This window comes from Virgibacillus kimchii, from assembly GCF_055379185.1.
In genome coordinates, this window is record NZ_AP043951.1 from 2028007 (window position 1) to 2050302 (window position 22296).

15 protein-coding genes are annotated in these 22296 nt (G+C 46.4%); 1 reads left to right on the forward strand and 14 read right to left on the reverse strand.

The genetic code is table 11. The annotated features are described in order from the left end of the window. Positions 1-96 precede the first annotated feature (96 nt). The 10 genes from ACZ42C_RS10030 to ACZ42C_RS10075 form a co-directional block, all read right to left on the reverse strand. Entirely contained in the window at positions 97-855 is a 759-nt protein-coding gene (locus ACZ42C_RS10030) for a LytR/AlgR family response regulator transcription factor (protein WP_461181986.1), read from the reverse strand. Next, entirely contained in the window at positions 852-2615 is a 1764-nt protein-coding gene (locus ACZ42C_RS10035; protein ID WP_461181985.1) for a LytS/YhcK type 5TM receptor domain-containing protein, read from the reverse strand. Before ACZ42C_RS10035 ends, ACZ42C_RS10030 begins: the two co-directional genes overlap by 4 nt. After that, positions 2612-4150, reverse strand: a complete 1539-nt coding sequence (locus ACZ42C_RS10040; protein ID WP_461181984.1) for a solute symporter family protein — start codon at positions 4148-4150, stop codon at positions 2612-2614. The genes ACZ42C_RS10035 and ACZ42C_RS10040 overlap by 4 nt, the downstream gene beginning before the upstream one ends. Before the next feature lie 3 nt (positions 4151-4153). Further along, entirely contained in the window at positions 4154-4429 is a 276-nt protein-coding gene (locus tag ACZ42C_RS10045) for a DUF485 domain-containing protein (protein WP_461181983.1), read from the reverse strand. Positions 4430-4714: 285 nt separating this feature from the next. After that, complete coding sequence (locus tag ACZ42C_RS10050; RefSeq protein ID WP_461181982.1) at positions 4715-6481, reverse strand: L-lactate permease; 1767 nt, start codon at positions 6479-6481, stop codon at positions 4715-4717. A 96-nt stretch (positions 6482-6577) separates the two neighbouring features. Next, entirely contained in the window at positions 6578-7360 is a 783-nt protein-coding gene (locus ACZ42C_RS10055) for a fumarylacetoacetate hydrolase family protein (protein WP_461181981.1), read from the reverse strand. A 171-nt stretch (positions 7361-7531) separates the two neighbouring features. Next, positions 7532-8977, reverse strand: a complete 1446-nt coding sequence (locus tag ACZ42C_RS10060) for an FAD-linked oxidase C-terminal domain-containing protein (protein WP_461182015.1) — start codon at positions 8975-8977, stop codon at positions 7532-7534. A gap of 41 nt (positions 8978-9018) precedes the next feature. Then, positions 9019-10398, reverse strand: coding sequence for a (Fe-S)-binding protein (locus ACZ42C_RS10065; RefSeq protein ID WP_461181980.1), 1380 nt, complete (start codon positions 10396-10398; stop codon positions 9019-9021). 1 nt (position 10399) lies between these two features. Next, complete coding sequence (locus ACZ42C_RS10070) at positions 10400-11716, reverse strand: FAD-binding oxidoreductase (protein WP_461181979.1); 1317 nt, start codon at positions 11714-11716, stop codon at positions 10400-10402. A 386-nt stretch (positions 11717-12102) separates the two neighbouring features. Continuing rightward, positions 12103-14280, reverse strand: a complete 2178-nt coding sequence (locus ACZ42C_RS10075) for a malate synthase G (protein ID WP_461181978.1) — start codon at positions 14278-14280, stop codon at positions 12103-12105. A gap of 159 nt (positions 14281-14439) precedes the next feature. Here ACZ42C_RS10075 and ACZ42C_RS10080 point away from each other — a divergent pair, with 159 nt between their 5' ends. Next, positions 14440-15324: a LysR family transcriptional regulator gene (locus tag ACZ42C_RS10080; protein WP_461181977.1), complete on the forward strand. Its 885-nt coding sequence runs from the start codon at positions 14440-14442 to the stop codon at positions 15322-15324. 257 nt (positions 15325-15581) lie between these two features. On the opposite strand, the gene ACZ42C_RS10085 is transcribed toward ACZ42C_RS10080, so the two are convergent. The 4 genes from ACZ42C_RS10085 to ACZ42C_RS10100 all read right to left on the reverse strand — a co-directional run bounded on the left by ACZ42C_RS10085 (position 15582) and on the right by ACZ42C_RS10100 (position 22195). Beyond that, the gene (locus ACZ42C_RS10085) at positions 15582-16283 is read right to left on the reverse strand and encodes a LutC/YkgG family protein (RefSeq protein ID WP_461181976.1); all 702 of its coding nucleotides are present in this window, start codon (positions 16281-16283) and stop codon (positions 15582-15584) included. Further along, positions 16261-17718 (reverse strand): LutB/LldF family L-lactate oxidation iron-sulfur protein, encoded by a 1458-nt coding sequence (locus tag ACZ42C_RS10090; RefSeq protein ID WP_461181975.1) that lies wholly within the window; start codon positions 17716-17718, stop codon positions 16261-16263. The genes ACZ42C_RS10085 and ACZ42C_RS10090 overlap by 23 nt, the downstream gene beginning before the upstream one ends. An 18-nt stretch (positions 17719-17736) precedes the next feature. Then, complete coding sequence (locus ACZ42C_RS10095; RefSeq protein ID WP_461181974.1) at positions 17737-18456, reverse strand: (Fe-S)-binding protein; 720 nt, start codon at positions 18454-18456, stop codon at positions 17737-17739. A 463-nt stretch (positions 18457-18919) separates the two neighbouring features. Beyond that, positions 18920-22195 carry a M14 family zinc carboxypeptidase gene (locus tag ACZ42C_RS10100; protein ID WP_461181973.1) on the reverse strand — a complete coding sequence of 1092 codons (3276 nt, stop codon included), beginning with the start codon at positions 22193-22195 and terminating at the stop codon, positions 18920-18922. Positions 22196-22296: the final 101 nt, after the last annotated feature.

Here is a 22296-nt window from a genome sequence, read left to right on the forward strand (position 1 = left end):
TACTGTGTATTATAATAATTTACTCCCTTTCATGGACGAAGTAAGGATAAACGGTTGATTTTTATATCTGAATGGTTTTTATACAATGACCAATGGCTAAACTTTGAATTTTTCCAGAATGGTCTTGCTTGCTTTCCGGCTGACAGGAATTTTCGTTTTATATTTATCCTTCAGTGTTATATTGCTCGTTCCGTTGAACCACGGGGTGATTTCCAATATATGATTTAAATTTACCAAGTAACTGCGGTGGGCCCGGAAGAATGAATATCCTGATAACTTTTCCTCCAGTTCCTGCAGCGTCATCTTGCTGTAAAGTACTTTATCCTCGGTATGAATTTCCAGCATCGGTTTGTTCGGAACGGCATAATAAATCGCTTCAGGCGATAATGCCACCATTCTTTCCCCATCATCAATGAGCAGCCTGGATGTTGTGAGCTCGTTTTGGCCGGATGTTTCGGTCCGGGGTTTATTTTTTTCAGCCATGCCAATATTGTTGCGGAGCCGCGCCATTGCCTTTTGGAACCGTGTTTCTTCATATGGCTTCAGCAAATAATCCACTGCCTCTATTTCAAAAGCATCAAAGGCGTATTCATCGTAGGCAGTGGTAAAAACAAATAATGGAGAATGGCCCTCCGATCTTTCCGTAATATACCTGGCCGCCTCCACCCCGGTTAAGCCGGGCATTTCCACATCCAGAAAAATGATATCCGGTTGGTGTTCCGAATACAATTCAATTAATTGCTCGCCTGTTTCCGCATGCGGAAGAAGGACGATATCCTTTTCGTTTTTCAGCAAATAGAGCAATTCCTTCCTTGCCATTAATTCATCTTCAGCGATCATTGCGCGCAAATTCATGGTATCGCCTGCCTTTCCATTTCAGTCGTTCCGGGTATCGCAAAATACACTTCACTTCCGCCCTCCGGCAAATTACGAATGGAGATTTCGGCACTATCACCAAGCAGACGGATGAGACGCTGATTCACATTGTACATACCTGTCCCGCCATTTTTTATCCCCTGTAAAGGTGTATGACCCGCATCAGCCAATATATGCTCCGGAAATCCGCTTCCATTGTCGCGTACCATAATAGCAATATCCCCATTCCACTTTTCGATTTTTATCTCAATTTTTCCTTTTCCCTTTTTGTTGTTTAGCCCGTGCTGAATGCTATTTTCCACTAATGGCTGGATCGTTGAGGGTGGAATATAAATGCCGGAAACATTCTCCGGTTTTTCAAAGCTGATGTCCAGCCGTCCGGCAAACCTGGCTTGAATAATGGATGCATATGCTTCCACATGTTCACATTCCTTTTCCAACTCGATTAACGACTTGGAAACGAGCCGTAAATTAAACCGCATATAGTTTGCCAATTGCAAAGTAATATGGCGTGCTTTTTCCGGTGATTCACGAAATAAAGTTGCAATCAGCTGCAATGTATTAAACAGAAAATGCGGATTGATCTGTGCCTGCAGGTTCCGCAATTCCGCATCCCGGATATGTGTCTTTATTTTTTCCGCATCGAGCACATGGAGCTGATTGGAAATAAACTGCCCGATCCCCTCTGCCATGGTCAATTCGACCGGGGAAATATGGTGTGCTTTCCGAAAATAAAAAGTAATGAGTCCCTCCACCTGACTTCCCACCATGACAGGAATTACAATCGCTGCTCCCAATGCACACTTTTTATGCCCGCAGTCTATTCCTTCTTTTGTATAGGTTACTTTCATTTCTTTTGATTGGATGGCCTCCCGGGAAACCGGTGCCCGGATCAGATCCCCGGGGCGGTGATGACTTTTCCCCACTCCCCTGTGTGCCATCACTTCATTGCTGTTGGTCACCGACACGGCAGCAAGCTCCAGCCTCTCATACAGTAAATCGGCAATGCCTTTTGCCCCTTCCGAAGTAAACTCCTTTTTCAAATAAGGAAGTGCTTCCTCGGCGATGGTTAAGGCCTGCTTCGTGGCAAGCGCCGCTTCATTTTCCTGCTCCCGCAGTACGATACCGATCATGGCAGTAAAAACAGCAATGGCAAGACTATTGGATAAAACGAGCGGCAAGCCGATCTGATCGACAATCTCCACCATTTGTGCCGAATCCGTGTATAGGATGAGCAGTAGCTGCATCTGCAAAATTGGTGGAAAAACGCCAATAAACAAAGCTTTCCACGGAGAAATAACCCGTTCATTGGAAAAGAATCTTGCCGTGAGCCCGGCCAACAACCCGGTGAGCGGATTCACCAGGCCATTGGCAAGCCAGCCGATCCCGCCAAGGAACATTAAGTGTCCCCCGGCGATGACACCGGCACCGAGTCCGACAATCGGCCCGCCCAGCAGCCCGGCAATCACGACCGGAACCAAACTGGAACTGACAATCAGCTGATTATTTTCCACAGGAAAAAGAACGAAATCGCGAATGACCGTTTCTTCGGTAATGATGACGCCTGTAATCGTAATGGCGATGCCGAAGATCCCAAACACCAGGGCATGGACCATGGACATTTTCCAGCTGAACTCGCGGTATAATAATGTTTTAAATCCGGGCGTTCTCGTCATGACAAAAGCAATTACCAACAATAAACCCATTCGTTCCAGTAAAATAATTGTTAAATCTTTCACGCGCTTTCTCTCCCCGGCCCGGTTTGTGCCCGTTTAAAAAATTTCCTGTATTCCATGTCATCCTGTTTGCCTCCCGGTGCTGCCAGCGTTCCGATGATTGCGCCGAGGAAACCGATTGGAATGGCGATCACACCCGGATTGTACAGGGGGATAATGGCTTCTCTTGCAATATAGCCGCCATCCACATGCATAATATTCGGTCCCAGTAAAAGTAACAGGATAGAAGCAAGCAGTCCACTCAGCATCCCTGTAATCGCGCCAATTTTATTAAAGCGCTTCCAATAGATTGTCAATAAAAGGACGGGAAAAATGCTTGATGCTGCCACAACAAATGTCATCGATACCAAAAACGTCACATTAATCGATTCAAGCCGCAGGGCAAACAGGGTAGAGATGAGGCCAATCCCCAGCGCAGTCCATCTGGCCGCCATCAGCTGCTCCTTTTCCGTTGATTTTCCCTTTTTCAAAATATGGTGGTAGATATCATGGGAAAATGCCGTCGTCGCGGAAATAACAAGACCAGCCACTACTGCCACGATCGTCGTAAAGGCTATGGCTGAAATAAATGCCAAAAGGAAATCACCGCCGACCTCCCTTGCCAACAGCGGTGCAGCCAGATTCCCGGTAGCATCCGCCCCGACCAGCGTATGATAGCCCAAAACAGCCACTGTCCCAAGTCCCAGCACAAGGGTCATGACATAAAAAAGGCCAATGATCCAGGTGGCACTCATTAAAGAGCGGCGAACCTCCAACGTATTGCGAACAGTAAACAACCGGATTAAAATATGGGGCAGGCCGGCCGTACCTAGGATTAAAGCAAGCTGGAGCGAGAAAAACTCCAAAGGATTTTCAAATAATTGACCGGGCAGAAAAAACGCCTCTCCCAATGGGGTGCCATCTTTGACTTGCTGCGCAAAATCGGTAAAGTTCCACTGAAAATTGGAAAACACAATGAGTGATAATAAAAAGGTCCCCGACATAAGTACGATCGTTTTTACAATTTGTACCCAGGACGTGGCAACCATCCCGCCGAAAACGACATATACGGTCATTAATCCGCCAATGACCGCCACGGAAATCGAATAATCAATATCCAGGAGGAGACGGAGCAGAAATCCCGATGCCACGAGCTGGGGAATCATATAAAATATAGAAATCATAAACGTGCCGATCGCCATCATCCACCGCATTTCACTTCCGGGAAAACGGGAACAGACGACATCCCCGAGTGAATATTTCCCAAGATGATGCACCGGCTCGGCAATCAGAAATAACACTACCAAATAGGAAACCAAAAAACCGATGGAGTATAAAAACCCATCATAGCCGTTAATGGCAATCGTGCCGACAATCCCCAAAAAAGAGGCAGCGGAAATAAAATCCCCGGCAATTGCCATGCCGTTTTGAAAACCTGTTAAACTACCCGCCGTTGTGTAAAAACGGTTGGTTGTCGTACTCCGCTTGGCGGCCCAGTACGTTATAATCAATGTACAAACAATAATACAAATAAAAAATAGAAAGTATGTAAGATTCAAGGTTTACTGCAGCTCCTCCCGCCTGATCTTCTCCAGCTCCCTGTCAAACTTCTTTGATTTCTGATGATACACCCAACCGAGAAACCATGTCATCGGAATCTGCAGGAAGGTATACAACCACCCCCAGGAGACCCCCTGAATGAAACTATTGCTGTTCATGTACTCAGGGAAAAAAGTAAGTGACAGCGGAAGCATAAAATAAAAAGCGAGTAAAAAGATAAGCATAGGCACAAGGAAACGCTTCTTCTCCTCCATGATCAGGGCAAACTTATCATCCATAACCAACCCTCCATCCAACTACCTAAACCAAAAGTCCTGTAAAAATCAGTAAATTCACTTTATTAAGAATGATAACCCAACCCACCGCAAATGTAAAGAAAGGGGTCTGACCCCTCAATTCGTAATTTTCAGTATATTTTGCGGTTGTATTTTTTTGGTCTGTTGTTTTTGCTAACCGTACTCTGTTTGTATCGCGCTTCAACTTAAGCAAGTGAAAAGAGATAGCATATTGCTATCCCTTTACACGGGCCTGACTACTATCAGGTTCATTGCAGTCTTAACTGCTTAAGCACTTTTATGTTTCCGGTCAATAGCATGCAGACGCCTGTTGTTTGTCGCAATAATGAAGATAGCAATGGTCCAAATAATTACTGCCAGGATCGATCCAATATTGAATATGCCCCGCTCCGCAGTCCACATAATAGAATAGCCAATGGAACCGCCCAACAGTGCGTAATAGAGGAACGGCAAAAGGGTTTTACGGATAACCAGCCCTTCCTTTCCAACCAGACCAACAACAGCAGATGCAGCCACCACGTTATGCACACAAATCATGTTACCGGCTGCACCGCCAAGCGCCTGAAGTGCAACCATCCAGGATGGATCACCGCCAATACGCTCACCAACCCCGAATTGAAACAGGGAAAACATCATATTACTCACCGTGTTACTGCCGGCAACAAAAGCACCGAGTCCACCAATAAACGTGGCAAAGATCGGATACATGGACCCAGCCAGATTTGCCACCCCTTCCGCCAAAGCCATCGGCATTTCCGGATAGCCGGCTGCACCGCCGCCTGAATTCAGGAATACCTGTACCATTGGAACCGTGAACACCAAGGCAGTTCCTGCAGCTAGCATGGTTTTCCCTGAATTTTTCCATGCTCTGGCAAAGTCACTGCCTTTCATCCCGTGGATATAGTATGTGAGCACCGCCACGACGATAAAAATAAATCCTGGGGAAAAGAGAATCTCCCAATCAGAAGTAATATTCGTCCCAAAGATATTTGGCACGACAATCACAGCTGATTTCAGCCAATCCCCAACTATTGTCAGTCTCGAAACCAGCAAGAGAATGGCAATTAATACATACGGCAGCCAAGCGCGCCACATGCTGATTTTTCCAGCATAAATATCGTTATTTTTCAGTTCCACCTTACCCGTCCAGGTTGGATCCCAGCGGTCTTTTTCCTTAAAATCCCACACATCATCCCCTTTTGGTGTAAGGAAGCCTCTTTGGGCAGCAGGAATCACAATAATCAGCCCAATTAAACCGCCGAGCATGGCCGGAAATTCAGGTCCGAGCAAGTGGGCGACAATAACATAAGGGATCGTCATCGCCAGTGCTGCAAAAAGGGCAAATTTCCACACTTTCAGCCCTTCACTGAATGACTTGTTTTTGCCAAAAAACCGGGTGAGAAGACCGACTAAAAATAACGGAATTAATAATCCCGCCACAGCATGAAGCAGGGCTGTTTTTCCGGCAACGTCGAAAACAAACGCAGAAACATCGGTAATCTGGGTGAGCGGCTCCACTCCCGAACCAACCCCCACCACCATGGGGGTTCCAACTGCCCCGAAAGTTACCGGGGTACTCTGAATAACCATCCCGGAGACAACTGCCGCCATGGCAGGGAATCCAAGCCCCACCATTAATGGCACCGCAACCGCGGCAGGTGTTCCAAAGCCCGCTGTCCCCTCAATAAAGGAACCAAACAGCCATGCAATGATAATGACCTGAATACGGCGGTCCGGAGAAATATCGGTAAAACCCCGCCTAATGGTATGAAGACCTCCACTCTCCTGCAATGTGTTCAATAGCAAAATCGCACCGAAAATAATGAATAAAAGCGTTACAGCCACGATCAGACCATGGACAGAAGCAGCAGCGACTTGCGGAAAAGCCACATCCCAAACAAAAAGCGCCAGCAATACTGCAACGATGTAGGAAAGCGGCATTGCTTTACTCGCAGGCCATTTTAACCCTACTAAAAAAACTGCAACAACGATAATCGGAAGTAAAGCCAGAATAGCTAACATTCCATTCCCCAATTTCTTTTCCCTCCTTAAAAAGATTTTTTTATAATTAAACAACTATATTCAATCCGCAGATGTCATATAGTTGTTTAACGATGTTGGTTGGCTTTTCTATTCTTTTTTAATAGACCGGTCTTGCTGCACTTGATTTCGCAGTTCACCAATCCCATTTATTTTACATGAGATTTCATCCCCGTCTTTCATCATTTCCGCTCCAAGCGGGCTCCCGGTTAATATGACATCTCCCTGTTCCAGTGTCATCACACCGGACAGGTAAGCGATCATTTTTCTCATGGATACAATCATCAGCTCTGTCGGGCTGTTCTGTTTTTGCTCCCCGTTCAAGTATCCTTCCACATGGACCGTGTCCGGGTTCAGTTCTGTCTCAATAAAAGGTCCAAGTGGCATAAATGTATCAAACGACTTTCCAACCATCCAATGGCCATCTTCATGGAAATATTGCGGTGCCGTTACATCATTGGCAATCGTATAGCCGAAAATGTAATCTGTTGCTTCTTCTTCAGATATGCTGCTCGCCTGTTTACCAATTACAACAGCCAGCTCTGACTCAAATTTGACCTCGTCGATATTGGCAGGAATGACAATCGGTTTTCCGGTGCCAATAACGGAGGAAAGCGGTTTATAAAAGAACACCGGCAAGTCAGGAGCAGCAGCCGGCAAGTCGGATTTGCTGCCGACATAATTCGCACCGATGCCTATAATATGCCTGGGTGCAAGCGGTTCCAAAAGTTCTATTTCTTCTAATCTATGTATTTGATTTGTTTGCTCCCAGTCTGTGAATATATCCCCTTCTATTTCCCGGATCCCTTCATCGGTCAAAATTCCCTGTAAAATTGTTTCATCATTCTGTCTTTTAAACCTGGCAAATTTCATCTGCATCCTCCCCGGGGACAGTGAGACAAGTCCCTGCTGTCCCCTTTGTTTTTTCTGTTCATGATTGATTTCGGGGGCGTTTTCTCTTACCCGTTGTTCTATCTTCGTTCTCTGTTTGACAAAAAAACGCGGTTCTTGGGACAGAATACCCGTCCTCGTATCCCACGCTTTCTACTTCGATAAGGTACCTGCCCCCGCGTCCCACTGGGTTACTTCCACACAGCGGCCCGGTTGCGGAAATAGTTTACCGGGGTTTAGCAGATCGTCCGGGTTAAATACGTCGCGTATATTCGTTTGCGCGGCCATTTCTTCGTCGGTAAAAACGAAGCGCATCTCGGCTGATTTTTCAATGCCGACCCCATGCTCACCGGTAATCGAACCACCAACATCCGCGCATACCTTTAAACATTCCGAACCTGCTTTGGAAGCACGTTCACTTTCCCCGGGCACACTGGCATCATACAAAATAAGCGGGTGCAGGTTGCCATCTCCTGCATGGAAAATATTCGCGATACGCAGCTCATACTTCCGGCTGATTTCCGTAATTTTGGCCAGCACTTCCGGCAGTCGGGTTCTCGGTATCACCCCGTCCTGAACGAGATAATCCGGAGATATGGCACCCATGGCCCCGAAGCCCATCTTGCGGTTTGCCCACCAGAGGCCACGCTCAGCCTCATCCTTGGCCACTTTTACCTCACGCACATGGTTCTTTTTGCATACGGTAAGGATTTCCTCAATTTGATCATCGATACCGGCGGCAATGCCATCCACTTCAATCAGAAGAAATGCAGCAATATCCATCGGATGTCCCACCGGGTAGGCTGCCGATTCCACCCCTTCAATGGCGATCCCATCCATCATTTCAAGTGCAGCAGGAATAATACCGGCAGCGATAATGTCGGAAACGGCCTGACTTGCATCGTCAATATCATCATAATAGGCAAGCACCGTTTTCTTTCCCTGCGGATTTTTCAGCACCTTCACCGTCACTTTGGTCACAATGCCCAACGTCCCTTCCGAACCGGTCAAAAGACCAAGCAAATCATATCCCGGCTGGTCCGGGACTCCTTCTTCACTTAATTCAATGATCTCCCCACTCGGCAGCACAATTTCCAGGCCTAAAATATGATTAGTCGTTACCCCATATTTTAAACAATGTGCCCCACCGGAGTTTTCAGCCACATTTCCGCCAATGGTGCATGCATACTGGCTCGATGGATCCGGCGCATAATAATAACCTTTATCTGAAATGGACTGGGTCAGTTTTAAATTGATATACCCCGGTTCCACCACAGCTTTTCTATTTTCCAGGTCCAAATGAAGCAATCTCTTCATTTTTACCATGCTGATCAGCACTTCCCCGCCCAGCGGTGTTGCGCCGCCGCTTAAACCGGTGCCGGCTCCTCTTGCAATATAAGGTATTTCTTCTTTATTTAAACATTTCACCACATCGGAAACCTGCTGTGTATCCTGGACAAAAACAACCGCTTTTGGCATTCCCTTGGACATTGTATAGCCGTCGCATTCGTAGGAAATCAAGTCTTCTTTCTTATACAGCACTTCCCTTTCACCAACGATATCCATTAATTGCCGAACAATCGCATCCGGTCTTTCCATTTTTCGCTTTTTTCCAAACAAATCAGGCACCCCCTCATCCGTTATGATTTCACTTGCTGTTTATCCTTTTCATAAGCCCAGTCAAGCAGCTGGACGGTATGGACAACCTTTTCACTGCGTCCGTGTTTCTGTACGCCCATGGCAATTTGCAGCATGCACCCGGGATTTCCCATCGAAATCATTTCCACATTTTCGGGAATATCATCGACTTTGCGTTCCAGCAGTTTCCCCGCCATGTCAGGATGGGTGAGATTATAAATTCCCGCACTGCCGCAGCATCTGTCGGCATCAGGCAAATCAACCATTTCCACACCCGGAATTTCTTTTAAAATTTCCCGTGGTTCGTCGCGTACCCCCTGCCCGTGAGCAAGGTGACATGCATCATGGTAGGTGACTTTCGTATTTATTTCCGATATTGGCCGTTTAAAGTCATTGTCATACAAGAATTTGGAAACATCCTCCACTTTTTCCGAAAATTCCTTTGCCAAAGGGAGCATTTCCGGATCATTACGGAACAGTTCATCATATTCCTGAAGCGCACAGCCGCAGCCTGCAGAATTGATAAGTACCTTGTCGTAATCTTTAAAAGCCTCGATATTCTGTTTGGCGAGTTCCTTCCCTTTCTCCCTGTCACCGGCGTGAACATGTAGTGCCCCGCAGCATCCCTGCTCTTTCGGAAGACCCACTTCAAAGCCATTATGGTTGAGCACGCGAATCGTGGCTTCGTTCACATCACTGAACATGACATCCATAATACAGCCTGTCAGCATGCCAACCTTCTCTTTTGTTTCTCCTCCAGTCTGCACCGATTCCGGATAGTTGCCGAGCACTGGTTTACCAACTTTCGGGAGAATCGATTCCATGTTTTTCAGCTGGCTTGGCAACACATTCAGCACTCCTGTTTTTCTGGCAACGGTTTGCATGCCGCTATTCTGATAAAAACGCATGAGGCCGCCAAGCATATCCATCCTTTTCTTATTTGGTAAAACATCATTTAACATTTTTTTGCTCATCTTGCCCTTAAAGCCTTTTAAAGGCATCGCCTGACGGATTTGCCCGCGGGCTTCCTCAATCAGACCGCCTACCTGAACATCTGCCGGACAAGCTGTTTCACAGGCCCTGCAATCCAGGCAGTCAAATACAGGCTTGGAAAATGCTTCATTAATATCTATTTTTCCTTCCGCCACGGCTTTAATTAAATAAACCCTTCCCCTTGGCGAGTGCTGCTCTTCCCCTGTTTCCTGGTATGTTGGACATGCTTCCAGGCACATGCCGCAGTGCACACAGTCCGCCCATTTATCCGGGTCAGGCAAATCATCCCACAGATAGTTTCCCAATGTTTTTGTTTCACAGGCCGGCCCGCCATTTTCCAGGAGATTTGCCAGATTTACTGTCCCTCTTTCCTTCTCACCGACATTCATGTTATATACCTCCTACAAATCGATTCCGATTAAGAATCTGCTTCGGGTCATTTGTTTGCTTAATTCCTTCCAGCAGGGCAAAGTGTGCCGGCTTATCTCCCCAGACACTGACTGTCTCCCTTAGCGCAAATGGCAAATGCGTGCACACTGCGTAGCCATGTCTTTCTTCTGCTTTGGTTCTCATTCTTTGAATGTAGGAAACAATGTCTTCCGGCAGTCCTTTTACATACACCCGGGATATTCCATGCCCCAGGCCACCATGTGCTTCAACAGTGAGCTGAAAATCCTCAGCAAGCTCTGTTGCAGCTTGCAGGTTCACAAGTACGTCCAGGTTATTGCTTCCTATTTTTAGTGCAGCCTGTGTAGCTGCCTCGTTATTTTCATCATTATAGCCATTTGGCCCAATATGGCGGAAATCCTCCCACCAATTTTTGGCCTCTTCCTGATGCAGGACAGTATGTTTTACACCTGTTGGCAAATTTTCCTGTACCCATTTTTCCTGAGCCAGCACCGCTTTCTCCCTGTCTTCAAATGCAATCGCCAGCGTGTAGCTGTTTTCACCGGTTAATCTATTTGAAAGAGCCGGGGTTAACAGTTCCAAAGCGACGGGTTCCATCATCGAGTCAAGCAGATGAACGGAAAAATCATGAATTGCTTTTGTGCTGCCTTCAGGGAAATGGAGCAGTGACAGCCCTTCATACTTGGGCAGGGGGCGCAATTTCATCGTAATTTCACTAATGACCCCTAGTGTTCCCATCGCTCCGATAAACAGCTTATTCATATCATAGCCGGCTACATTTTTTACGACCTTGCCGCCTGTACGGATCACCCTTCCGTCCGCGTAAACAATTCGGGTTCCGATCACGAGATCCCTCGCCGATCCGTATAGCAGTCGTTTGGAACCGCTGTCATTTGCGGAAATAATGCCGCCAATCGTTGCTTTTTCAGGCCACGGAGTGTCCAATGCAACAAACTGGCCGCTTTTTGCCAGTTCATCCGTGATTTCTTTTAGGGTGGTGCCCGGCCTTACAGTCATCGTAAGATCTCCGACGGAATGCTCGACAATGCCTTTATAATTTGCCAGAGACAATAAAATGTCCGCCTGTTCCAGTTCGCCGCCATATCCCCGCTTCGTACCGCCGGATACTACATGAACCGTTTTTTCATTTTGGTTGGCATAGGAGAGCACCCTGGAAATATCCTCCTCGGTATGAGCTTCCATAACCTGTGCCCCGTCATTTCCAAGCAGATGTGCCGGTTCCATATTTTCTTTTATTTGTTCTGTCGGCAAAATACCTGCCGTGTCTGAATAAATCATATGAAAATACCCCCTTTGGGATAATTTTTGGGAGAGAAGCAAAACTTTCAACTCTCAGGCGTTTTCCCTTGTCCATATGCCACTGTGGAATGCATTTCTTCTGGTGCACCCTCTATTGAGCCACGAGTGAATATGACATAGGAATGCCCTTTTGTAATGGACAACGAAGAAATATTCCGTTTTTAAAATGTATTCAGATAAATTTGTTTATAGTTAACCACTCTTTTAAATAAAAGTCAAATTCACCTCTGCAACACCTCTATAAGCAACATATTGAATGGGAAATATGCTTGTAACAGCAGCGGCAGCACCTCCGTACCGGGCTGCCGCTGCCGATGTCAGTTCAGTTTGTTTGGTTGGTTGCAGAAAGATCCGCGTTCAATCATTCAGCTTTTTACCGAAAACTTCTCCTTCGCCTCAAGTCGGCGTTGATGCAATATAGGTTCTGTATACCCGCTTGGCTGCTCTTTTCCTTTGAACACAAGATCACATGCAGCCTGGAAGGCAACAGAACTGTCAAAGTCAGGAGCCATCGGCCGGTATGCTGCATCGCCTGCATTTTGTCCATCAACAACTTTTGCCATGCGTTTCAGCGTATCCATTACTTGAGCTTCTGTGCAAACACCGTGATGCAGCCAATTGGTAAGCATCTGACTGGAGATCCGCAATGTGGCGCGGTCTTCCATCAGACCGATATCGTTAATATCCGGCACCTTGGAACATCCGATACCTTGCTCCACCCAGCGGACAACATAGCCGAGAAGTGTTTGCGCACTGTTATCCAGCTCTTCCTGTATTTCTTCCTCAGACCAGTTTGGATTTTCCGCAACCGGAATTTGTAAAATATCATCCTCGTATTCTGTTTTTTCATTCAGCAGTTCTTCCTGCACTTTATTTACATTAATTTGATGATAGTGAATCGCATGTAATGTTGCCGCTGTCGGGGATGGTACCCAGGCCGTATTGCCGCCTGCTTTCAAATGACCCACTTTCTGCTCGAGCATATCCGACATTAAATCAGGCATGGCCCACATCCCTTTACCGATTTGCGCCCTTCCTTTCAAGCCGGCATCCAGGCCAATCCTTACATTGTTTTTCTCATAGCCGTTCAGCCATGTGGATGCTTTCATTTCCCCTTTTCGAATCATCGGTCCTGCTTCCATCGCAGTATGAATTTCATCACCCGTGCGATCGAGGAAACCGGTGTTAATGAAAACAACTCTTTCTTTCACTTCATAAATCGCGTTCTTTAAATTCAGGCTCGTGCGGCGTTCTTCGTCCATGACACCAATTTTCAGCGTGTTGCGCTTCAACTCGAGCATATCTTCCACCCGGCTGAATAATTCATTGGCAAAAGCTACTTCCCTGGAGCCGTGCATTTTTGGCTTCACGATATAAACAGAACCTTTGGCGGAGTTTTGGTATTGTCCATTTCCAAGCAGACCATGTTTTGCCATCAGGCTTGTAAACACGCCGTCCATGATTCCTTCGGGTATTTCTTCCCCATTTTCATCGAGAATGGCATTATTCGTCATTAAATGTCCCACGTTGCGGACGAACATGAGCACACGCCCGGAAAGTGTCACTTTTTCCCCATTCGGACCTGTATATTCGCGATCAGGGTTTAATGTACGGGTAACTTCTTTTCCGCCTTTTTCAAACTTTGCGGTCAGATCCCCTTTGTTGAGGCCCAGCCAGTTGCGGTATACAAGTGTTTTGTCCTCGGCATCGACTGCGGCGACGGAATCTTCACAGTCCATGATACTGGAGGTGGCAGATTCCAAATACACATCCTTCACACCCGCCGGATCTGTTTTTCCAATCGGATGGCTGCGGTCAATTTGAATTTCCATGTGCAGGCCGTTATTTTTTAATAATACCGCGGTCGGCTCCGTTTCATTTCCCTGGTAACCGGCGAATTTGGCAGGGTCCTTCAGGCCTGTTTTTTCCCCGTTCTTCAGGGTAACTTCCAGTTTCCCGTTTACTACGGTATACCCTGCAGCTTCAGCATGGGAAGCTGTTGCAAGCGCGACATGTTCATCAAGGAAGTTTTTTGCAAAAGCTATTACTTTATCACCACGGACCGGATTATAAGCACCTTCTTTCTCCGCACCGCCTTCCTCGCTGATCACATCCGTCCCGTACAATGCATCATACAGAGAACCCCAGCGGGCGTTGGCAGCATTCAGGGCATAGCGTGCATTGTCAATCGGCACCACAAGTTGCGGCCCGGCTTGTGTTGTAATCGTGTCATCAATATTTTCCGTTTCTATTTTAAAATCTTCCACCGGTTCTTCCAAATAGCCAATTTCCTTTAAAAATGCCTTATATTTATTAAAATCAAATGCTTTGTTTTCCTTATGCCAATGATCAATTTGCTCCTGTATTTGATCACGCTCCGCCAATAATGCTTTATTCTTTGGAGCCAAATCAGACACAAGCTTTCCAAAATCCTTCCAAAAATGATCACGGTCCAGCCCGGTACCCGGAAGTGCCTCCTGATTTACAAAATCATATAGTACTTTTGCGACTTGCAGACGATCCGTTTTTATATATCCTTCCATTTATTTGCCTCCTCTTTTCTCTCTATAACTAATATTCTAATAGTTTTTGCACAGAAACAGAAATACAAGTTTTGCATACTCGTTATTCCTTTTGGTTATATGTTGGCGTATAATGGGGTTACCGCAATGTATCGGCGCAAAAATAAAGGAGGGGCTTTCTTGGATATCAGACAAGTAACCTATTTTGCAGAGGTCGCTAAACAGAAAAGCTTTACAAAAGCAGCAGCCACACTGCATGTTTCTCAGCCTTCTTTAAGTAAAACGATTAAAAATCTGGAGGAGAAGCTTGGCACTCCACTTTTTTACCGGGCGGCAAAAGGGCTGGAGTTGACGGATACCGGCCAGGTTTTTCTCGCGAACGCCAAAAATGTGCTGGATGCTTTCGATAATCTGACAGCGGAACTGGACGATGTCGGTGAACTGAAAAAAGGGGAAATCAAGATAGGAATTCCTCCGATTATTGGCGCGGCATTTTTTTCCACGTTAATCAGCAAATACATTGAGCTGTATCCATCGATTCAAATGAGTTTAAATGAAGTCGGCAGCAATAAAATCAAGCAGGAAGTAAGCGAAGGAGAGCTCGATGTCGGTTTAATCTGCAATCTGCCCATTCAAAAGGAAAACTATGAAACCATCAGACTGTTAAAAGATCCGTTAATGCTGATTATGCATAGAGATAACCCTTTGGCTGTAAGAGAGGAAATAAAATTTTCCGATATAGAACATGAGCCAATGATCCTGTACAGACGGGACTTCTCCCTCCATGACAGGATTATGGAGGCATGCAGAAACCATGGGTTTTACCCCAATGTCGTGTGTGAAAGTTCACAAAAAGACTTTATCATTGAAATGGTCGAAGCAAAATTAGGCGTGGCTTTGTTGCCAAGCAAGATTTGCAGCCAGATTGCCAATGAAAATATGAAAGCCATTCCTTTCGACAAACCGGCAGTCTACCTGGAACTGGCCATGATCTGGAAAAAAGACAAATACCTCCCCCATGCAGTAAGAGAATTCATTACGATGGCAAAAGCACACGGGGTATGAGTGCGGTGTGTGCACGGCGTGCGGGAGGGGTCGGGAGGGGGTGCCTGGGACTGCGCTGAGGCGGTGGTGCCTGTCACTCCCCGTGAGGCGGTGGTGCCTGGGACTGCGCTAAATGCTCGTCCCACCGTAAAGATTTGTCACTCCCCGAAATATGTCAGATCCTGTCGAAAACATATGGATCCCCTCCTCTCTTTAACACTTTAAAGCAGCGGGGGTCTGACCCCACAATTCGCAATATTACGTCAATTCCCGCTGCGTCACATGTCCTGGACGATGAGGTAGGCTGCCTTGACTGGGCCGTGGACGCCGACAACGATGTTCATTTCGATGTCGGCGCTGTTGCTTGGACCGGATATAAAGTTAATGCATGTGGCCAATTCGCCGCCGGTCTCCGACTGTTCATGAATTTCAGACATCGCCTGGGTCATCCGCGGAACGATCGTTGACTCAGGTACAATGGCGATATAGGCAGTTGGCAGCAGGCTCACTGACCGGGCGATGTTTTTATCATTGAACTGTACAACCGTACCGGACTCAGCCAAACTGATATCGCTAAAAAACACACCCACATTGGCTGCTTCCGCTTTCTCTATATTCTCTATTCCAACAGCCGGGTCCCAACGATGCACTTCCTTATTCTCAAACATGGATTCCAGCCCAAACTCTGCAAACCTGTCATCCTTCGTCGTAACTACCGGTCCGCCGCCATATTCCCTGATCACGTTCCGGATTGTTTCTGCAACGGAAGCTTGATCCGTTACTGCCACATCCACCTTTTTTTCCTCACTGTTTTTTTGAAAAATCTCCAGCAATTCATCCCGGGAAGCTTCTTTAAATACATCCCATTGAGGCCGGTGCTCCCATTCCGGAAGAACGGCAGACCACCTCCGTTCCCGGCCCAACTTCCCGGCAATGTTATTTAAAAATATATCTTTATTATGAATCGTCCCTTTTCCCATTCACTGACGCCTCCTTTTGATGCGCTGCAAACCACTTCCGGAAATTTTCTTTTCCCGGTGCAGGAAAATCGCGTCTATTCGTCCAATCTTTTAACGGACCAGGTCCCTTGGTAATTCGTTCCTCTTTAATAAAAGGTTTCAAAAAGGTCGGTGCCCCTTTTACGGCAATTTGAAATAAGGTAGGCGTGCCTGCCCCAATGCCGAAAGCTTTCATCGCTGCCTTCTCACTCACTTTTGGATTCCCCTGCCCTTCCACATAATTTTCCCGATGTCTGATTAACAGTTCGTGGAGCGGAATTTTCACTGGACAGGCCTCCGTACAGGCAGCACAAAGACTGGATGCATATGGAAGTTCACCATATTCTTCATATCCGCCAAGGACAGGCGAAAGCACTGCCCCGATCGGCCCCTGATAAATCGAACCGTACGCGTGCCCGCCGATATGCCGGTAAACCGGGCACACATTGACACAGGCGGCACAACGGATGCAATGAAGCGCAGACTGAAATTCCGTTCCCATTGCCTTGGAACGGCCACCGTCCAAAATGACCAGGTGAAATTCCTTTGGTGCATCCACCTCATCTGCCTCCACACCGGGGGTTAAGTTCGTTACATACGTCGTCATCTTCTGCCCAACAGCACTTCTGCTTAATAAATTGACTAAAATATCCAGTTCTTCCCATGTCGGCACAATCCGTTCCATGCCCATCACGCTGATCTGCGTATCGGGAAAACTTGTCACCATGTTGGCATTGCCCTCATTCGTAACCAGGGAGACCGAACCGGATTCTGCCACAGCAAAATTGCAGCCGGTAATGCCGATATCCGCTCCCAAAAACACATCCCTCAACGCTCCACGCGCAAAATTCGTCAGCTCATGCGGGTCAGACGTCCCCGTGTAACCGGCTTTTTCCCGGAACGTGTCGCGGATCTGCTCCTTATTTTTATGGAGAGAAGGAACTACAATATGCGAAGGACGATCCTTGTCATCTATCTGCAAAATATATTCCGCAAGATCGGTCTCATGCACCCGGCAGCCGATCTCTTCCAGTGCATCATTAAGACCGATTTCCTCCGTGACCATGGACTTTGATTTCGTTATGTTCTTCGCATTCTTCTTTTTGGCCACTTCCTGTATATAACGGTTCGCTTCTTCCGCCGTTTCGGCAAAATATACATGACCTCCCCGGGCAGCAAAATTTTCACTCAGCTGATCAAGGTAAAAATCCAGATTTTCCAGCGTATGGCTGCGAATCTCCTCCCCGGCCTTCCGCCATTCCTCCCAGTCGCCAATCTGTTCATCGTGCTGGGATGCATCCAGCTTTTTTCCGCGCAATCTGTCCTGGGCGGACGACATTGCATTTCTCATAAAGTCATCCTGTAACGCATCATCCACCCGGTCTGAAAAAGGCTTGTTTCCTATTTTCATTGCCATTGGTCCACCCTCCCACCTTTATGCAAGCGTATTCAAAATTTGCGCAATATGCTTCACTTCCACCGGTGTATCTTTTCGGTCCATCCGTCCTTTGATATTCATCAGACATCCGCTGTCCGCTCCGATTAATACTTCAGCAGTCGATTCCTTCACATGTCTGACTTTTTCTTCCACCATTTGTTCGGAGATCGGCGCCATCTTCACCGCAAAAGTCCCGCCAAAACCACAGCAGTCATAACTGTTTTTCAAGGGAAGCAATTCCAGCCCCTTTACATTTTTCAGCAAGGTATATGGCGCCTCGTTTTCATCGAGCAGCCGGAGCATATGGCAGGAAGTATGGTACGTGGCCCTTGCCGGATACACCGCTCCGACATCTTCTATGCCCAACACGTAAACAATAAACTGGGTGAATTCATATGTTTTTTCGGCCATCATCCGTGCTTTTTCCTGCCACTCTACATCCCCTTCAAATAAAGCCGGATATTCCTTAACCATGGCTGCACAGGACCCGGAAGGAGTGACCACATACTTTGATTTTTCAAAGGCATCAATGATCTGCTTAGCTGCTTTTTGTGCTTCCTTCCTGTAACCACTGTTAAAGGCCGGCTGCCCGCAGCACACCTGCCCCTGCGGCAAGTCCAATTCACAGCCAAGCCTCTCCAGCACCTCCACCACATCCTTAGCCGCCTGTTGATAAAACACTTCCCCAAGACACGTCACAAATAACGAAACCTTCATGTTTGTTCCCATCCCCCTTTGGGTGCCTGTCACTCCCCGGTTTTTGTCTAAAGTTGTCGAAACCAGCCCAACGAAAGTGAACAGCACAAATCCTGAACACGTTTAATAGTTTGAAAATTTAGAATTGAGGGGTCAGACCCCCTATCCTCTTCTTATGTATGACAACATGTAAAAAATTAGTATTGCATTATAATCGTTTATTGCAGTTTATCTTATTTGAAATTTCTAAATATGTCAACGGGTTGGTTTTTTATACTCCTTAGGGAGCAGCTTGCAATTTGCTGCATCAATATGAAACTTTACTAATGAAAAAACACAATACTGCTGCCTTTATAGCATTCACTTATTGTCGTGGTCAACAAAAGCCGTTAATGTTATTTAATACTCCATTGACAAATGATAACAAAACAGCATCATCTCCCCGGTGATACAGGGAAATGATGCTTTGCGATTTACCACTGGCTTATCCCCACCGATCGATCAGTGATTCAGCAGCAGCATAAAGAGATTCATACGCTTCCTCGATCATCTGCTCTTCCATATGATCAAGCAATAACAAAAAGTTTTCCATATGTCTCACTACTTTTTCTGCCTCTTCCTGTGATTCATATTGCTCCACTGCAGTTAGATGAAGGGTTAATGATCTTACAACCTGATCATCCTCAAATGCTCCCGCTTCATCAAACTGTTCAATACTTCCTATCATGTCCGCTGCACTGATCGGTTCTGTTTCCGTTTCTTCCAACCCGACTCGGGCCTCGTTCAGCACGGTTAAAGAAATATCCACTGCTTCCTGCGTGGCATCCGGATCGTTCAGTACTTCCTCAGCTGCAGTTAATGCTTCCTGCAAAGCCTGCCAGCTGTCTGCGGTGTAGTCTTCTTCATTAAGGTTTTCAGCATGGATCTCATCAACGCGTTCCTGCAGTGCCGTTTTGTCCACTTCCGGCTCTTCCGGTTCAAACAGATCCCCTGGTGCACGCGGGGCATCCAATCCACCTGCTCCAACCCCTACGAATGCCCAGTCATTAATAGTCCCATTCGTAAATGCAGCAAGACCCAGTTTTCCACTGGAAAAAGAACTATCTTGCCCTATTACCTGGAAATCATCAGGTTCTTCTTCACCATATGGCCAAGCTTTTGCATATAGTCTGTCACCCTCGATTTTTAATACGACTTCATACCAAATATCTTCTCCCACTTCGAATGGTAATGCTCCGCTGCCTCCAATTAGCGTGTAACTTCCATTTACATATTTGCCAATCCGTAACTGCTTTGCCCGTGAACTGGCGTCCGGGCTCCTCATATCAATGTAATAAGCATTCTCACTGCCTGCTTCCCCGGACATGTGGAACCCAACTTGGAACATCGTATCCCCCACATTACTTGCACGGACAACTGCCGAAACCTCCGTATCGCCTTCATGTTCCCCAACGGCATCCCATGTCAGCGCCCGACGTCCTCCACTATCCAATGAATGCTCGAGCCTGCGAGGGTTATCAGTAATTTTCCAGTTGCTATCTCTCCATAAAGTCGACCAATCCGATGGAGACTGATCCAGCTCATATTCAGAGAAGTCTGTTTCATATTGTGCTGCATGCTTACTTAATAATCCGGAACGTGCATTTTCCAATTCTACCAGTGCATCGTTAATAACAGATTGTACTGCTTCATCCGGATTATTCACTGCGTTTTGCAACACATTTCTCGCATTTTCCATTGCATTTTCTAATAACGCCCATGTTTCTTGTGTATAATCATCTTCCACAAGGTTTTCCCCTTCAATGGAATCCACAAGATCTTCCAGGCCTGCAGTACTAATATATCCAGGCATGTTTTCCGGTGCCCGCGGTGCATCCTCCCCGCCTGTACCGACTCCTACAAATGCCCAGTCATTGTATCTGTTGCTGGTAACATGCCCAAGTCCTATTTGACCACTATTTGTAAGCGGGTCTTCTACGGTAATGGACCAATCTTCCGGTTCATCGGCTCCATATGGCCAAACCTTTCCTTTTAACATGGATCCTTCGCGTTTTAACACAACGTTTAACCATGTATTTTCATTCACGATAAATGGCAGACTGGACGTTGCACGGGTACTAAAAGAACCGTCCAAGTTCCGATTTATACGAACATCATTACTTGTTCGAACATCCAGATAGTAACTGTTTTCTGACCCTGCTTCTCCGGATGTATGCAGCTGCAGCTGGAAGAGGGTTGCACCACTTCCCCTTGGACGTACAAGGGCTGACACTTCCACATCTCCATGAACTTCGCCGACTGTATCCCAGGCTAATAATCGGCGGCCGCCTTCGCTATCTACATAGTGTTCCAATCTATGCGGATCACCCTTGATTTCCCAGTTACTGTCCCTCCACTGCATGGTCCAATCAGATGGTATACCTGATTCGTTATTCGAGAAATCAGTTTGATATTGTGCAGGCGCTGTCTCTTCCGGTGGTTCTGGAGGATCCATTGATCCCGGATCTGTGCAGTCTTCCAACGGCAACCCTTCTACTTCATTGTAAAGCGCCCGGTCATCAACCAAAAAAGGAATAACTGTCATCATCGGCTGATCCATTGTGATAAATACGCCATTATCACTTACCTGTTCAACTTCCAGTTCAAATAAATCAATATGGCGCTCGATTGCCTCGGCTTGTTTTGTATGAAGCAAATATCCACATACCGGCGGATCTATCACTTGTTCCTTCTCCGGTTCATCATCTGCGCCGGCTAAATAGAAAGGTGCTTTATTCCTGCCATCTTCCTGCTTGCGGGTTGGTGCTCCGTCTACAGCAATTGCAATTTCATCAAATCTTTCCTGGTAAAAACGCAGAACGGAATAATATGAACTTAACTGCATATCCACCCGGTCTTCGTTTGGTGCTGTTCCGGCGGATTCGGTCAGTACACTTATACCATGTCTGAGACCTCCCATGTTGCGAAGAATACGTTCATCTTCTCTGCCGCTTCCGCCAGGTCTTCCATACAGTCCTGTTGACCATCCATCTTCTATCGCATCCGGCATCATATAGTCTTGTACCAGCTCAACATTCAAATCGTATATTTCACGATCCACGTTAAGATTTCGTGGCCATAAATACTCGATATCCGGATTGCTGCCACTCGGACGTTCATGCGCATCGATTGTAATATCCGGACTATAATCCCTCAAAACACTTGCTATTATTTGGTTCTCCGGGGTTATTAAACTAAGGTTGTCCCGATTATTGTCAATACCCCAGGAATTTCTGCGAGTGTTTGCTTCACGGCCATCCGGATTCGGTGTAGGCATGATTAAAACAGTTGACTCTTCAAGGGTATCGAGCATATCCGGATCATCCGTAAAGGCCAAATCACGCATGATTTTAAAAGCTCCTTCTCTACCTGCTGGCTCGTTTCCGTGTGGTGTACCCAAAATAAATACAGTTCGGCCATTTTGAATCTCATCTTTGGAGCGTTCGGATTCTCCAACATAGACCAAATATATTGGTTTTCCTTCAACAGATTGTCCTACTTCTTCATACCAGACTCTATCTGATAGATCTGCTACTTCATTAATGAAATCTATCTCTTCATCCAATGTTGTCCACTCACCACTGTTCCGGTCTTCAAAACCGGTTGTGGGCAAGTCGTGTTCGTTATCATCCATTGCTGCAATACTTGTAGACGAGAAAAGAATAAAGACTAGCAAAATTGTCATAAATACTATTCTATTGCGTATTTGACTCTGCATCATTATTTAATGCCCTCCTTTAATAGTATAGTTTTTTCTATTTATGTAAGTTCATGGATGCGCTCTCAATTCGCTTAAGATCATAAATAGATCCTGTCTTCATA

Coding starts and splice junctions, on each gene's coding strand:
- ACZ42C_RS10060 (WP_461182015.1), bottom strand. CDS start 8,977: ATGGAAAGACCGGATGCGATTGTTCGGCAATTAATGGATATCGTTGGT.
- ACZ42C_RS10085 (WP_461181976.1), bottom strand. CDS start 16,283: ATGGGAAAAGGGACGATTCATAATAAAGATATATTTTTAAATAACATT.
- ACZ42C_RS10075 (WP_461181978.1), bottom strand. CDS start 14,280: ATGGAAGGATATATAAAAACGGATCGTCTGCAAGTCGCAAAAGTACTA.
- ACZ42C_RS10030 (WP_461181986.1), bottom strand. CDS start 855: ATGAATTTGCGCGCAATGATCGCTGAAGATGAATTAATGGCAAGGAAG.
- ACZ42C_RS10095 (WP_461181974.1), bottom strand. CDS start 18,456: ATGAAGGTTTCGTTATTTGTGACGTGTCTTGGGGAAGTGTTTTATCAA.
- ACZ42C_RS10100 (WP_461181973.1), bottom strand. CDS start 22,195: ATGATGCAGAGTCAAATACGCAATAGAATAGTATTTATGACAATTTTG.
- ACZ42C_RS10090 (WP_461181975.1), bottom strand. CDS start 17,718: ATGGCAATGAAAATAGGAAACAAGCCTTTTTCAGACCGGGTGGATGAT.
- ACZ42C_RS10055 (WP_461181981.1), bottom strand. CDS start 7,360: ATGAAATTTGCCAGGTTTAAAAGACAGAATGATGAAACAATTTTACAG.
- ACZ42C_RS10065 (WP_461181980.1), bottom strand. CDS start 10,398: ATGAATGTCGGTGAGAAGGAAAGAGGGACAGTAAATCTGGCAAATCTC.
- ACZ42C_RS10045 (WP_461181983.1), bottom strand. CDS start 4,429: ATGGATGATAAGTTTGCCCTGATCATGGAGGAGAAGAAGCGTTTCCTT.
- ACZ42C_RS10070 (WP_461181979.1), bottom strand. CDS start 11,716: ATGATTTATTCAGACACGGCAGGTATTTTGCCGACAGAACAAATAAAA.